The organism is Streptomyces sp. NBC_01216 (genome assembly GCF_035994945.1).
Taxonomy (GTDB): domain Bacteria; phylum Actinomycetota; class Actinomycetes; order Streptomycetales; family Streptomycetaceae; genus Streptomyces.
In genome coordinates, this window is sequence record NZ_CP108677.1 from 1 (window position 1) to 15084 (window position 15084).

Consider the following 15084-nt stretch of genomic DNA (forward strand, 5'->3'; position numbering starts at 1 on the left):
GAGCCGGGTCGCTGCGCTCCCCGGCCGCTCACGCTCCGCGTGAGCGGATGCGGCTCGCTCCGCTCACCGCCAGGCGGCACGCGCTGCGCGCGCCCCGCCAACCGCAGGGCAGGCGCCTCGCGTTGCGAGGCGCGGCCGGCCTCCGTCCGACCAGTGGCTTCCGCTGCGCTCCAGCCACCCGCAGTCGGCCCGTCAACTCCCGTGCGGACAAGGCGTGCCACGCTCCGCGCGGCCCACCCGTAGAGGTCACGCCACAAGCGGCAGCAAGAGGACGGTGGGTGACGGGCGATCGGATGAGAGCGGCAACACGGGGGGCCTGTCACTCGAACAAGAGAGTGAGCTGAGGGGCCATCAGGGCTCTGGATCGGCTTGCGATAAGTCAAGACCAACAGCTTTCAGCCACGTTAGGGGGATCTCAACTTTCGGGGTGTTTCATTTTGAGATGAGGATAGACTCTGGACTCAGAGCACACCACCTCGGACCGATCCGGCACTCCTTGGATCACGCCACCAGGAGGAACCAGTGTCATACCCGCAACCGCTCACCCCCGAGGAGAAGCTCGCCGACGCGAAGAAGCTGTTGAGCCTCCCGCGTATCGTCGTGATCTGCGGCTCCACCCGCTTCATGACCGAGATGAACGAGGCCGATCTGCGGGAGGCCAAAGCCGGAAGGATTGTCGTCAAACCGGGCTGTGACATGAAGTCGCCGCACGAACTCTGGTCCGATCCTGTCGAGGCCGAGGCGCTGAAGGTTCGACTCGACGATCTGCACCGGGCGAAGATCCGGCTCGCTGATGAGGTGCTCGTAGTCGGCGACTACATCGGAGACAGCACCCGAGCCGAAATCGCCTACGCCCGGTCGCTGGGCAAGCCCGTGCGGTTCACCCACCCCGAAGTCGACCCCGACGCCTGACCGTCCACCCCCACACCCTCCGCAGACACCCCTTGAAATTGATCATTTAGGAGAAGGCAGGCGAATATGTCGAGCACAGCCCGCGCTGACCAGCGCGAGGCAGCCCAGCGAGAAGCCATTGACGCGGTCCTGCGTGCCCTCGAATTGCCTGCAAGATCACTTGTGCCAGAGCGAGGGCTCCGAACGCAGGTGATCATGGCGACCGGGTCCGGGAAGACCCGGGTGGCGGTCCGCAGCGCGGAGGAGCTCCACGCGGGCCGCGTGCTGGTGCTCGTGCCCTCGCTGGACCTGCTCGCCCAGACCGAGGCCGCGTGGCGCGAGGGGGGCCGCCGGGGGCCGATGATCGGGGTGTCCTCGCTGCGGGGCGAGGAGGTGTCCTTCCCCAACACCACGGACGTGGACGAGCTGGTGGAGTGGACCCGCGGCCTGGAGAAGGTGACCGTCTACGCCACGTACGCCAGCCTGGGACTGGGCACGCTGGAGCGGGCGCACGCCGCGGGCCTCGCGGCGTGGGACTTGATCGTCGTGGACGAGGCCCACAGATGTTCCGGCCGGATCGGGAAACCCTGGGCGGTCGTCCACGACAACCAGAAGATCCCCTCCCTGCGCCGCCTCTACATGACAGCCACACCCCGGCTGTGGCAACTCGGAGACGAGGACGAGGCCGGCGCACCGGGCGAGCTGGTCGCGAGCATGGAAGACGACCCCGAGGGCCCCTTCGGCAGCAGGGCGTTCACTTTGACGCTCTCGGAGGCCATCGACCGGGGAATCTGTGCCCCCTACCAGGTCGTATGCGTCGACGTCACCGACACCGCGCTCCAGGCCGCGCAGCTCCTGGGCGCCGAAGGCCGCTCCGCAGAGGTCCGCGGGGCCCGGCTCGCCGCGCTGCAGACCGCCCTGGTGAAGGCGTCGGCGGAGGAGAACTTCCGGCGCACGCTCGTCTTCCACCACGTGGTCAAGGAGGCCGAAGCGTTCGCGGCCGGCCTCCCGGACGTCGCCGCGCAGCTGCATGCCAGCGACCCGGAGCTGTACCCCAAGACGATCTGGGCGGACTGGCTGTGCGGGGACCACAAGCCGCTCCACCGGCGCCGGCTGCTCGGGGAGTTCGCGGCCGGGATCGCCCCGGACGGCACCGTGGTAGAGAAGTGCTTCCTGTGCTCGGTGAAGGTCCTGGGCGAGGGCGTCGACACCAAGAACTGCGACTCCGTCTACTGGGCGGATGTGCGCGGCTCGATGCCCGACCTGGTCCAGGCGGTGGGCCGGGCGCTGCGGATGCAGCCGGGCGAGGGCAAGGTGGCGTCGCTCGTGGTGCCGGTGCTGCTCGGGCCGGGCGAGACGGCGGACAACATGCTGACCTCGCGGGCGTTCGGCGGGTTGGCGAAGCTGCTGGAGGCGCTGCGGGCGCACGACGCGCGGATCGTGGAGAGCCTCGCGGAGCAGCAGGCCCCGAGCCGCTACAAGCCCGTCAGCAAGGACGACAGCGGCAAGAGCACGGGCGGGAGCGGCGAGGGCTCCGGAGGCGTCAGCGCCCCCGCCAAGGCCCTGCTGAAGTTCTCCACGCCCCGCGACCCGGCCGCCCTCGCCGCGTTCATCAACCTGCGCGTCCTCAACCCGGAACACGAGCACTGGCGGCGCGGCGTGGAGGCCGCCGTCATCTACGCCCGCGAGCACGGCGACCTCCGCGTGCCGTTCACGTTCCGCGTGCCCGCCGCCGACGACCAGGAGGCGGAAGCCACCGGGTGGCCGGCCTCGCTCGCCGACTTCCCCCTCGGGCAGTGGACCGCCGACGCCCGCCGCTTCTACGCCCGCGGCGACATGGACGAGGACCGCGTCGCCCAGCTGGAGAAGCTCGGCATGATCTGGTCCCACCACGACGTCGCGTGGGAGGAGGGCCTCGCGGCCGCGCGCGGGTGGGCCGCCGAGCACGGCCACCTCCTGGCCCCGCTGGACGCCACCTACCAGGGCGCGAAGGTGGGCATCTTCCTGAAGAACGCGCGGGCCGCCGCCCGCAAGGCGCAGGAGAACGAGCAGCGGCGTGCCGAGGGGCTGCCGACGGGGTCTTCGGCCGGGGCGCTGTCGGACGAGCGGCGCGAGCAGCTGGAGGACATCGACGCGTCCTGGTGCCCGAGCTGGCCGGTGACATGGCAGCGGGCCTTCCACCTGGTCCGGATGCACCTGGACGCCGGTGAGGCGCTGCCCACCGAGGTGGGCGACGTCGTGCGCCAGGGCGAGGACCTCGGACGGTGGGTGCAGTCGGTCCGGCTCGGCTGGGACCAGCTCACGATCGTGCAGCAGTGGATGTGCGAGCAGGTCCTCGGCATCGAGCCCGCCACCGAGGACGAGACGCCCAAGCGCCGTACACAGGCCGACAAGTGGGCGCTGAACTACCAGGCCGCCCGCCAGTTCTACGAACGTGAGGGGCACCTTCAGGTCCCGAGGAAGCACGTCGAACGGATCATCGGCGAGGACCAACAGGAGCGGGAACACAAGCTGGGCGCCTGGATCAGCAACCAGCGCAGCAGGGCCGCGACACTGACCCCGGAACGGATCGAGCAACTGTCCGCGATCGGCATGCGCTGGGCATAGCCACGGCGGTGCCGGTCGCAGGGGCACTGGGCAGGCCGGGGCTCGCCGTTCCTGCGCTTCCGGCTCATCTCGTAGCTGGTGCCGGCCAGGTCGTTCAGATGCCACTCCAGCGTACGGAGTGCCTTGTCGACCTCATCCGGGAGTTCTTGGGCCAGCTCGACTTCGGCGTGGTGCGCCCACTCGCTGTGGGGGACCTCGCTCGTCTTGTCGGGGTCGTCGAAGTCCTCCTGCGCCACCGGTCGCGCGCGCCCCTCCCACCCGCAGCCGCAGACGACCTTGACGGCGGTGGGCGCGTGGGCGGCCGTCGCAGCCGTCTGCGAGCAGCCATAGCAGGCAACGAGCACCGGCTACCGCGGGAGCTACTGGCCGAACCCCCACGGCGTGAGGGGGCCCGCCGGCTCCCTCACCCCGTGTCACCAGCGGCAGGGACAGCCCCCTCGGGGAGAGTGGGCCTCTCCCCGAGGGGGCAGCGAGGGGCCGCCGCTGACGGCGGTCGGCAACCCCCCAGCACCGAACAACCCGCCGGCTCACCACGGCCACCAACTCGCACCGCACACACCGCGATCGGCCAGCAGCAGATCGTTCCCGCAGAGATGGCTGAACAGGCTGCGGGCCAGGGCTGGTTCGGACGACGACAGGGGCCCCAGGGCGGCGGCGGTGATGGCGTGGGTGCCGCACTCGGCCAGCGCCTCCATCTGTACCTGCGGATACGCACACCGTTCGATGCGATGGGTCTTCGGCCGCCCGAAGTGTGCGGCGTTCACATCGCTGTCGGGTGCGCCGAGGACCGTGCCATCGATCGCCACGAGCCTCCATCGCCCGTACCGGGCGCCCTGGGTCTCCCCGGTCGCCAACGGCCGTGCAACCTCGGCGAACAGCGCCTTCATCGGCTCCGGCCCCAGCTTCACCCGTGCCCTCGAGATCGCCGCCGTGCTCGGCACCTGCCACGAGCCCGACCATCGCTTCGCCCAGGCCAGACCCTGCGTCAACAGCCGTGCGACCTCCTCATAGCCCTGCCCGGAGAACAGACACATCGCCAGCACGAAGTAGACCACCACCCGCGGCGGCAGCAGCCGAGTGCGCACGCCCGGGCGACCGCACTCGGCGACCACCCGGTCCACCAGCTCCGGCGGAAACGTACGCGTCAGCAGCCCGACCGCGATCCGGTCCGACAACCGCTCATCCGTCTCCGGCTTGACCTGCCCAGGGCGAGGCTGATCCAGGACCCCAGGCGGTCCCGCAGCGATGACATGGACGCGGCGCGGCGCCCGAAACCGACCGGCCCCGACAAGCCTGCCACTCCGGGCCTGTTCCGGTGGTTGGTCTCCCGACGCGTACCGATCGGGGAGGAAGGGCGCGCTGAGACAGACCGCGAGGGCTGTTCGCGCACGTGATGATCAGGAAAGGGTCAGGCCCCGCCACTGCTGTCGGTGGCGGGGCCGAGCTGGCGCGGTTGTTTCTGGGACTTCTCGAAGGGCACTCCGTCAGGATGTTCGGATCATGATGATTTCCGAAGCACCCCCCGGCAGGTTGAGGGTGAAGCCGGTCACGGTCGGGGGTGACGTTCCGAGCATGCCGGACTGGCATTGCGTGTCGCTCGCCATGACCTCCACGTACGAGGTGGGTCCGGTGGGCTGGTAGACCGGCGCCATCAGCATCAGCCTGCCCACCGACTGGGTGGACATGATCTTCATGGGGCCCTGGACCTCGTGGGTGCCGCTCGAGCCGAGCACGGCCAGCTCCATGGCGTAGGTTCGATGCTTCGGGAACGTCAGCGTGTAGGTCACCTGCTGGGGGCCAGCGTTCACGAGCGCTGTCCCCGTGAACGTCCCCGAGTAGTCGCTGAAGGACTTCCCGCAGGCATTGGCTGCGACTGCCGTGGCCGCGGGGACAGCCCCCGGGACCATACCCCCGAGAGCCGCCACACCAGCGGCAACGGCAAGGCTCCTGCTCAGTACACGGGCAGACCTCATACAACCCCATTTCTCTCGTGGCCTAGGTGATCTGGCCACACTCATTGAGACGGGAGCACACCATGTGTTCCCCGGTGACCACGATCCTTACTGCGTCCTCGGCAGGACGCCACCTGACCAACCCAGACGAAGCATGAACGCTCACCACCCCATCCGGATGCCCGGAGGGAAGTGACAACAGGTCAGAAACGGCGTGCGAGGGAAGCGGCCGCGCCAGAACACTCCACCCCGACCAGGGCGACAGTAGGTACTACGCCAATCAGGCAGCCACCGAATCGGTGAATCTGAACCCATGCCAACCGGCGCTGAGGGTGACCGGTCACATCTGCCAGGGCTGTTGGCGCGGGATGTTCGAGGCTGAAACCGCCGGACTGTGCCAGTGTGGTGGCCGTACCGCAGCTACCGACTTCATCGAGAGCCGACACGGTACAACTCCTACCACGGCACATCGGCCTCGCTCAGTGCATTCCCATCGACTGCAAGGACGCGCTCGCGGTCAGAACGCCGATCCCCCCACCTCAAAGGCGACCATGTTCCCCACACCCCAGACGCCACCTGCAGTGCCCCCAGCGCACCTGAACATGCGCGCACTGCTCACCTACGTCATCACCGCAACGCTACTCGCAGCCTCCCTCGTCCTGGTAGCCGCAGCCCCCAGCCACGCGTCTCCCGGAAACCACCGCCCGGCCACCTGGAACATGCAAGGCGCCTCCAGCTCCAGTGACAGCAAGTGGACCAACACCGTCGCCCGCATGGCGGCTGGCGGAAGCAACTACGTCGAGCACGACGTGATCGCCCTTCAGGAGTCCGGCCCCCGCACCAGCCTGCCCGGCACCGTCATCGATACGGGTATCTTGACCGACTACGGAAGCAGGCACACATATTACCTTTACGAGGTGCGCAGATGGCGCATCGGCACTGCAACACGCGGCACAACCGTCTACGTCACCTGGCTGGATACTGATCCCACCGGCAACCGCAACAACGTCGCTTTCGTCACCCACGAAAGACCGACCAACGTTACGCTAGTCAGCGCGCCCCAGGCAGACAACCGCAACATGGGCATGCGCCCCGCACTCGGCATCCAACTTGCCGACGGCAGCCGATTCTGGAGCTTCCATGCCAGTTCCAACGGCGACAACCGCAGCAACGACGCACAGAACATGCTTACCGAAATCCAAAGGGCAAGCTCACCCGGCCTGTGGGCCGTCCTCGGCGATTTCAACCGCCGCCCCGAGAACCTCACCGCCCCCCCAGGCTCACAGATCTACAGCAGCGGCCAGGGAACACAGCAAAGCGGCGGCGAACTCGACTACATGGTCTCCAACGACCAACAGAACATGCAGGGATGGACGGGACGCCGACTCAACGGCGCAGGATCCGATCACTATCCCGTCGAATTCGCCTTCCGGGCAGCCTCTAGTAAGTACAAGGTATCCTCCGTGGATCATCCAGGCAGGTGTCTTGTCACACGAGACTGGAGCTGGGTCACAATGGAGAAATGCGAACAGGATCTGAATTGGTTCTACTATAGCGACATTGGTCATGATCTTCGTAATGCCGGCTTCCCTCGTCAGGTTTCGTGGTTTACTGGCGGCCAGACATGCATCTTCTTTCCCGAGCCCGAGAAGAATCCCGCTCACGCATGGATTCGCGCTTGCGATCAGTGGGATGAGAAGTACAGAAAGATCGAAGTTAAGGATGACGGAAGAATCATTCACAGCGCATCGGGGTACTGCCTCGACACGAGTGCCGATTGGGGCAATCAGTTGAGGCTCTGGTGGTGCGACGACGTCACGTATCCCGGTAACCAGAACTTCGTGCTCACCGGCAGATTCCCCTACGTCTGGAATTCCATCTGGCGCTTCGGCCCTGAGACCGGCACGGAAGATGCCGAGACCGGACTATCCGATAGAACTGCGGACCCCAGCCCCTGTCAGCACCCCCCGAATCCCTCCCTCGAGCCCTGCCACCACATCAGCAAGCGAGACACCCATGGCCACTTCGAGAATGGCACCGACGTCCCCATCCTCGACAACAACGAGAGTCACAGCCCTATCACGGTCAGCGGAATGACCGGAAAAGCTCCGGCAGACTTGAGTGTTGCCGTGGATATCGAGCACATGCGTCGCGGAGACCTTGAGGTCTCTCTCGAATCACCGACACGACGACGCTATTTGCTTGAATCCATCTCCCTGCAAGACAATGGCTACCACGTGTACAAGGCGTACACCGTTAACGCCTCCGCCGAAGACGCCAACGGAACGTGGAAACTCGTCGTCCACGACAGGCAAGCCCCTAACACCGGGAAAATCGATTCCTGGAGCCTCGTGTTCGATTGATCCTATTGATCCGAAACGCTTCTGATTCCGGGTCGTTGGAGGGGTGTGAGCGATCTGGCGGGGGACGCGCGGCATCTGTCGCCGTCGGCGCAGGAGGCCCTGCGGCTGCGGGCGGTGGCCGCGTTGGTGGCGGGGCAGGACCGTGAGGACGTGGCGGCGGTCTTCGGGGTGTCGCTGAAGGCGGTCGACACGTGGTGGGCGAAGTGGCAGGCCGGCGGGCGGGAAGCTCTGGTCATGCGGCCTCGCGGCAAACCGGTCAGGGTGCATCAGCTGCTCGGGGAGGCCGAGCAGGCCGCTGTGCGGCAGGCGGTCCTCGATCACCGGCCCTGCGACGTGGGGCTTTCCGGGCAGTTGTGGACGCGGCGGCTGGTGGGCGAGCTGACCGTGAAGCTGTACCGGCTGCGGCTGACCGAACCGGGGGTGGGCAAGTACCTGAGGCGGTGGGGGGCTGCCCTTCCGGCGTCCGGACAAGCGGGCCGTGGAGCAGGCGCTGACCTGGCCTTTTCAACCTGTGCCCATCGCCCGGCTGCCGCCGACGGCGCGGGCTTGCCCAGGGTGCCTTGGGCTTGCCCGCAGCCGCTGGCGGCTTGCCCGGCTCAGCCACGCAGGCGGGAGAACCAGCCGGCGGCCTTCTGCTTGGGCACGGCCTGGTCCTGCTCTTGGTCGCGCTCCTCCTGCCGGTGACTCACCCCCAGGTCTGCTCCAAGTCGGCCTCGAACCGCTGGTCGCAGTCGCCGCACAGAGACGGGCGCTTCGCTGGGGAGGGGCTCCAGCCGACGCGCGCGGTCGCCTTCCATCGTTCGTCGGTGAACGCGGCACCGCATTCGGTGCAGACGGGGCGCTGGGGGGCGGGCCAGAAGTCGTCCGGCCCCTCGCTGCGTTCCGGCTTTCGGCGCTCCTGGGTGGCAGCCGCTGGGCTGACGACGGCGCCGACCTTCTGCTTGCAGCTGTCGCACAGGTGCGGGTGGGAGTCCTTCGGGGTGCCCCAGTCCGTCGCCTGTGCCGCCTCCCAGCGTTCGTCGGTGAACTTCGCCCCGCAGCCGGTGCAGACGGGACGGCGGGCTTCGCGCTCGGCGGCCTGCTTCGCCGCCTGCTCCTGTGCCGCCCGTCGTACATCTGCTTGGTACGCCGCTGCACGGGCCTTGGCCTCTTCTGCCTCGCGGGCTTCGGCGGCCTCGAAGCGCGGGTTGCCGATCGCCTCCAGGAGCGGCTGCATGTGGTCGCGGCCGAAGCGGAGGAACACCGGGCCAGCCGGACCATGCTGGCGCAGCTGGTTCAGGCCGGTCGCGATGATCGGGATCTTCCGGTCGTAGAGATGGTGGCCGCCGCGCTGCCGCTCTCCCTGCCACGGGTGACGGGTCAGCTCTTGCAGGCGCGGGACGGTGCGGTTGGGGTTGCGCTCGCCGATGCGGTTGAACACCAGCAGCACGGGCGGATGCGGCGCATCGCCGTACCGGCCCTCGGGGACCGTCCAGCGGGTGCGCCACATCGGGCGCTCCTTGCCGTCGGTGTCCTTCACCTTCCGCCGGAAGAACCGGGCGTACTTCTCCAGCTTGGCGGCGAGCTCCTCCGCGGTCTCGTGGCAGTTGTCGACCTCGATGAACAGCAGCGGCACCTGGTCCTGCGGTGCGGTGAGAACCAGGTCGGCCTGGGCACCGCCCTTGCCGGGCGCGTTCCACGTGCCGGTCGCGGGCAGCGGGACCTCGGTCCAGTACGAGGCGATGGTGCCGATCCCGTCCGGTCCGTCGACGGCGGCCTGGGCGGCTGCCTGGACGTGCGGCGGGTCGTCGGCGAGCTTGGCCATGTTCGGCTTCGGGCGCAGCATCGCGATCACCGTCTCGTTGACGGCCATCGGGTGGGAGGCCCCGCTGGAGCCCGCGCCGCGCGCGGTGGAGCCCATCTCCGTCACCGGGCGCCGCAGCTCGTAGGAGGCGGCCTCCAGGCCCTTGGTGGTCAGGTTGCGCAGCGAGTCCCCCGTCTCGGTGGAGCCGCCGTTCTCGGACAGGCCGTGCTTGCGCATGTCGGAGAGTGCGCCGGTGTGCGAGGCGGTGCGGGCCTGCTTCTGCTTCGACGGGGTCTCCTTGTCGGCGTGGCGGTGGGTCAGGTGCGGTGCGCCGATCCGCTGGATCTGATCAGCCGTGGCCACCTTCAGCGCTCCGAGCACGCGCAGCACGTCGCCGCGGTAGTTGTTCGTCGACCCCGCCGGGTTGGTCTTCCGCTTCCCCGCCACCAGCTCTGCTCCCTCGTTGCTCGCGACCGGCCGCCGGCCGACCGCCGCCGCTGCTGGCCGCGCCCGGCCTGGGAGGGCGTCCGGGCCCCCCGGAACCCGATGCTCTCCTCCACCACGGACATATAGAGGAGAGAAGAGGGTCGTGACGGTGCAGTTTTCGCGCCGATTGCGGCCCTGACAAGGGGGGTTTTCCTCCGGCCTCGGGTGCCGGGCACCAAAGGGAGTTCCCAAGTGGCCTTCGAAGTGGGCACCCAGGGAGTTCCCTTGGGCTTGCCCGCCACGGGCCGGCCTTCCGGTGGGATCGGCCCGAGCGGTGCCGCTGCCCGGCCCCCCGGTGAGTGCTCTTCATCGTCCGCTCTCCTTCGCTGCCCCCGGCCGGGGCGGTCGTTGCGAAAGAGCAGCGTGCAACCGACCCCCTTGACCGCCGTCTGACCGGGGCCGGTAACGGCCCTGGTCAAGGAGAAACGCGGCGGTCGGGGCGGTAGCAGACCTGGACAAGGGGTCGGAAACGGGCTCGTGGTCGGACCGACCACGCTGGACAAGGGGGCCCGGTTTGGCCCTTGCAGCCCGGATTCGCCCCACCCCGGGGAGCTGAGAGAAATCTCTGATCTCTGTCCACAGGGTGATCATCCGAGGCTGCTGGGAGTCGTCGTGATCCGCGCGGCGCCACCCAGCTGAGGAGATCTCCATGCCGTACCTGATCCCGCCCCGTACCCCGCTGACGCCCAAGCAGGTGGAGCGGGGCTTCGACTACCTCTTGGCGCTGCAGATGGGTGGCGGCGCCGCTGTCGCCGGGCGGGCGGAAGCAGACCCGGAGCTGGCGTTCGTCATGCTGCGGCTGGCCGAGGACATCATCTGGCCCGTCACGGCCTTGGACGAGGACGCAGAGCTGTGCGCGGACTCCTTCGCGCTGGACGAGGTCGGGTGCGCGCTGCTGTCCGCGCTGCGCGACTGGGCGCGGGACTCCCCCATCACGGCGGCGCCGGGCATCGCCCGCAGCATCATCCGGTTCACGGTGAACGTCATTCCGGACCCCGATCACCCGGACACCGCCGACACCCTGGAGGCGATGCGCGATGAGCACCTGGTGCTCGCGCACGCGATGCACTCCGCACCCGGTGCGCACTCCTGACCGCACCACCGCACCGGGTGGGAGCGCACCGGTGCGGTGGGTGCGCACCCATCCAGTGCTCACTGGTGCGGTGGTGCGCGCACCGGGTCCATCCGGTGCGCTCCACTCGGTGGGCGGTGCGCGCACCGGTGCGGCCGGCGCGCGGAAGTGTGCGCACCGGATGGACGGTGGGGCGGTGGAGTGGGCCCGGGTGGAGGCGATGGGGCGGTGCGCTTCTCCTTGACCTGAGCTGAGGTCAAGGAGAAACGCACCGGGTGGATGCGCGGCCCCACTCCCGTCGATGGCGTCCACTCGGACCCGGTGGGCCCCACCCAGTGGAGTGGGTGGCGAGCACGATGGAGTCCACTCCCGGCCGGTGGACTCCACTCGGTGGAGTGGACACCTGACATCGCGGCGCGCACCACCGCACCGGTGCGCGCCATCGGGGTGCGCTCAGTGGCCGGCCTCCCGGCCTCGGTGCGGTCCGGGTTGCTGTGGGCGGTGCGCCTGCTGGTCGTCCCGGCGCACCGGGTGCACTGCATCGGCATCGTCCGGTGCGGTGGCGCGGGCCGCGCGGGTGCGGGCGTCCTCGCCCGCCTTGGTGAACACGTCCTGAAGGCGGCGCAGCCGGTCGGCCGTGAGATCGAGGGCTTCCACGTCCGTGCGGGACTCCCGCAAGGCCCGCAGCGCCGTCATGTCGATCGCCTCCCCGCGACCGGCCTCCGGCTCTTGGTCGTCGTGCTCGACTTCGCCGGCCGCAGACGCGAGCAGCTGCTCGGGCATCGCCGCCTGCTGATGGGCGACGACGTCGTACGCCCGGCCCCGCACGACGGCGGTCGTGGTAGTGCGCAGCTTCTCCCGCACCACCGCACCGGCGAGGACAGCTCGCTCGTACTGGAGCGGGATGCGGGGTATCTCCCACTCCCCCGTGTCCTGGCCCGGCGGCCGGAGCGCAGCCGGCTCGCCGGGATCGGTCGGGGGCTGCCGGTCCGGGTCGGGGGCCGGGGTGGGTGGGCGGCGCCGGCCGGGGAGGTCGGCCAGGTCCCACCGGGCGGTGTAGAGGCGGTACTCCGACAGTCGGCCGATCGTGGTCTTCGGCTCGCTGATGTCCAGGCAGTGGGTAGAGATGGCGGCAGCCACGATCTTCTCGTCCAGGTCCGGGTCGCGGCGGCGGCCGCGCAGGATCAGGGCGAGGTGGCGTCGGGCTTCGGCGAGCAGGTGCCGGCGGTGGAAGCGCCCGCCGTCGTTCATCACGAACACCGTCGCGGCGACGTCGACGGCCGCCAGCGCTATGTCGACCACGGCGGCGACCCGGGCCCGGATCGCGGCAGCCGCGGCGCGGGCGTACTCGAGGAGGGAGTTGATGACGTCGGCGGCGACCTTGGAGGTGAGGATCGCGCTCGTCTTCCACCGCGCGCGCAGCTGCGCGAGCGGCCGGGTCTTCTGCTTGGGCGGGCGGGTCTTGCGGGCGGCGATGGTGTTCAGCTTGGCGCGGGCGCGCTCGGAGACCACGGGCAGGAACCGCGGTTCGCCGTCGTCGTCGACGGCGGTGACGTACTCGTGCTCCAGCTCCGAAAGGCAGGTGGCGATCTGGTCGCTGCGCCGGGCAGTCCAGCGGATCAGCCCGTACGGCACCCCGGCGATCTCCATCACCGGCCGGCGCCCCGGAGTGACGGTGCGCGGCTCGGTCGCCAGCCCCAGCGTCTCGCAGACCTCCGCGGCCACGAGCTCGTTGTAGAGCGCGGAGGCGGCCACGGTGTTCTCGTACAGGGCGGTGGTGTGGATGGAGCCCCACTTCCCGTCCAGGCGCTGCCCCTTCACCGACAGCAGCACATGGTCATGGAGCAAGGGCCGGCCGGAGCGCGCCTCGTAGTGGCGGAAGCGGGCGGCGACCAGACCGCCCGGCGGCCGCACCCGGTAGATCCCGTCCTTGCCGTACCGGATCACCGCGACCTCGTCCTCGATCCACTCCAGCACCCGTACGATCGCGCACTCGTGCGCGGCCTCGATCACCCGCCGGGTCTCCTCATCCCCCAGCGCCCACAACAGGTAGATCGTCGGCTGCGGCCGGAACACGAAGTCGACACCGGTGACCATCACCCGGCGTCCGAGGGCGCCGGCCTTGAACGCCTCCCTCGGCGAAGCACCCGCAGCGAGCCGCTCGGCTTCGATCCGGTCCGCGTACGGATGCCGGCCCCACTCGCCGAACAGGTTCCGCAACTGCGCCTCGGTGACCTCCTCACCCGGCGCGAGACCGAACGCGGCCAGGCCGCGGCCCATCCAGCGACCGGCCGGGACCCCGGCCTGATCCTGGGCGGCGCGCAGCGGCGTACGCGCCGGACGGCGGCCGTCACCGACAACGGTCTCGCGCAAGTAGTAGCGGTACATCTGACCGGCCCGGACGACCCTGATATCCACTGTCATGCAGACCACGCCACACGGCTCTGACCTGCAAGAAAAGGCCGGACAGCCGTACGTCCCGCCAGGCGGGAGCAGCGGCCGAACTTTCTTCGCCGGTGCCCGCCGGGCGGGAAGCGGCCCCGGGCCGGACGCGAATGTCATCGCTCTCCGGCAGCCCCCACCGGCAGCCCTCAGACCACGGCCCGGGCGACACCATCCAGCGCCACCGAACGAACACCACCCACGAGCACCGTGCCCACCTTCGAGACCCGCCCCCGCCTCACCGCCGACCTCCAGCACCTCACCCCTCGCCCAGCGCCGACGCTTCCACCGCGTCGTCCTGGACGCCTTCGTAGCGGACCTGCCCACCGGCCGCCAGTTCCGCCCCGGCTTACGGGAAGCCGGCAGGTCCTCGGTGCCGGCTTGGTGGGCTCGTGCTACGTGATGGAGACGTGTGCGGCCCCCTGACCTGTTTCGGTCAGGGGGCCGCAAGGAGTGCTTGGTGGGGATCAGCTGGGCTGGTCGCCGGTGTAGCGGAAGATGTCCCCTGCGCTGTTGATGTGCCAGACGGTGCCGTCGGCGCCGGCGGCGATGTCGACGGCAGTGCCGGGAATCTTGATCCAGGGATTGCCGCCGCTGGCGTCGTTGTTGGTGTACCGGTAAATGCTGCCGGCCGGGTCGATGCCCCACACGTTGGTCCGGGAGCCCACCGCGATCCGCTTCAGGCTGCCGTTGACGTCCGCCCACGGGTCGGAGGGGTCCTGGTCCCCGGTGTACCGGTAGACCCGGTTGCTGCTGTTGACCCCCCAGACGGTGCCGTCCGCCCCGGCGCCGATGTCACTGAGCGAGCCGGGGATCTTGAGCCACGGGTTGGCGTCGTGGTTGGTGTACCGGTAGATGCTGCCGGCGGAGTCGACGCCCCACACGTTGGTCCGGGAGCCCGCGTCGATACGGACCAGGCTGCCGTTGATGCCCACCCAGTTCGTCGTGCTCTGGTCTCCGGTGTACCGGTAGATCTGGTTGCCGCTGTTGACCCCCCAGACGGTGCCGTCCGCCGCAGCGCCGATGTCACTCAAGCCTCCCGGGATGTTGATCCAGGGGCTTCCATCGTAGTTCGTGTAGTGGTAGATCGCGCTCGCCGCGTTCACACCCCACACCGTCGTCCTGGACCCCGCCGAGATGGCCGAGAGACCTCCCGCGACCTTCACCCAGTCCGCCATGATGCAATCACCCTTCCTTGACCGGCATTTGGCACCATCCTGAGCGAACTGGGCACGCTTAAGGAGGGCGTGACTGCTTGTCCCGATGCGGGACCAGCCGGAAAGAGCCGGTTTCAATTCCTGCCCGCCTTGCAGGCCAGCGGTGGAGGCCCCATGGTGGCCGGGGTTTCGACCGGAAGAGTCGTCACTCCCGCCGGGGATGGACACGAGATCCGGTTCGTGCATTTCGTCGAGATGGCGCCGCCGGACAGTCTTCGGCACCAGCGGGGCGTCACGGCCGCGTTCCCGAGCGCACGTCTTCTCCGGCCCG

The 15084-nt window shown here is 69.1% G+C and carries 10 protein-coding genes; 5 read left to right on the top strand and 5 right to left on the bottom strand.

The genetic code is table 11. The features are described 5' to 3' along the window. Positions 1–522: 522 nt before the first annotated feature. On the top strand, positions 523–912 hold the full coding sequence (locus OG393_RS00005; protein WP_327372397.1) for a hypothetical protein: 390 nt from the start codon (positions 523–525) through the stop codon (positions 910–912). A 66-nt stretch (positions 913–978) separates the two neighbouring features. Further along, positions 979–3498, top strand: coding sequence for a DEAD/DEAH box helicase (locus OG393_RS00010; protein ID WP_327372398.1), 2520 nt, complete (start codon positions 979–981; stop codon positions 3496–3498). Positions 3499–4025: 527 nt separating this feature from the next. On the opposite strand, the gene OG393_RS00015 is transcribed toward OG393_RS00010, so the two are convergent. Together OG393_RS00015 and OG393_RS00020 are read right to left on the bottom strand one after the other, a co-directional pair. After that, the gene (locus tag OG393_RS00015; protein WP_327372400.1) at positions 4026–4673 is read right to left on the bottom strand and encodes an IS4 family transposase; all 648 of its coding nucleotides are present in this window, start codon (positions 4671–4673) and stop codon (positions 4026–4028) included. Between the two features lie 309 nt (positions 4674–4982). Beyond that, positions 4983–5306, bottom strand: coding sequence for a hypothetical protein (locus OG393_RS00020; protein WP_327372401.1), 324 nt, complete (start codon positions 5304–5306; stop codon positions 4983–4985). A 746-nt stretch (positions 5307–6052) separates the two neighbouring features. Between OG393_RS00020 and OG393_RS00025 the strand changes: the two genes are divergently transcribed. Together OG393_RS00025 and OG393_RS35365 are read left to right on the top strand one after the other, a co-directional pair. After that, entirely contained in the window at positions 6053–7813 is a 1761-nt protein-coding gene (locus OG393_RS00025) for a proprotein convertase P-domain-containing protein (RefSeq protein WP_327372402.1), read from the top strand. Positions 7814–7858: 45 nt separating this feature from the next. Next, positions 7859–8497 (top strand): helix-turn-helix domain-containing protein, encoded by a 639-nt coding sequence (locus tag OG393_RS35365; RefSeq protein ID WP_442817236.1) that lies wholly within the window; start codon positions 7859–7861, stop codon positions 8495–8497. Position 8498: 1 nt separating this feature from the next. Here OG393_RS35365 and OG393_RS00035 read toward each other — a convergent pair whose 3' ends face one another. Next, positions 8499–10043, bottom strand: a complete 1545-nt coding sequence (locus OG393_RS00035; protein ID WP_327372403.1) for a replication-relaxation family protein — start codon at positions 10041–10043, stop codon at positions 8499–8501. Between the two features lie 688 nt (positions 10044–10731). Between OG393_RS00035 and OG393_RS00040 the strand changes: the two genes are divergently transcribed. Next, positions 10732–11175: a hypothetical protein gene (locus OG393_RS00040; protein WP_327372404.1), complete on the top strand. Its 444-nt coding sequence runs from the start codon at positions 10732–10734 to the stop codon at positions 11173–11175. Positions 11176–11607: 432 nt separating this feature from the next. Here the strand turns inward: OG393_RS00040 and mobF are convergent, their stop codons facing one another. Together mobF and OG393_RS00050 are read right to left on the bottom strand one after the other, a co-directional pair. Then, entirely contained in the window at positions 11608–13578 is a 1971-nt protein-coding gene (gene mobF / locus OG393_RS00045; RefSeq protein ID WP_327372405.1) for a MobF family relaxase, read from the bottom strand. A gap of 485 nt (positions 13579–14063) precedes the next feature. Then, positions 14064–14774, bottom strand: a complete 711-nt coding sequence (locus OG393_RS00050) for a tectonin domain-containing protein (protein WP_327372407.1) — start codon at positions 14772–14774, stop codon at positions 14064–14066. Between the last annotated feature and the right edge of the window lie 310 nt (positions 14775–15084).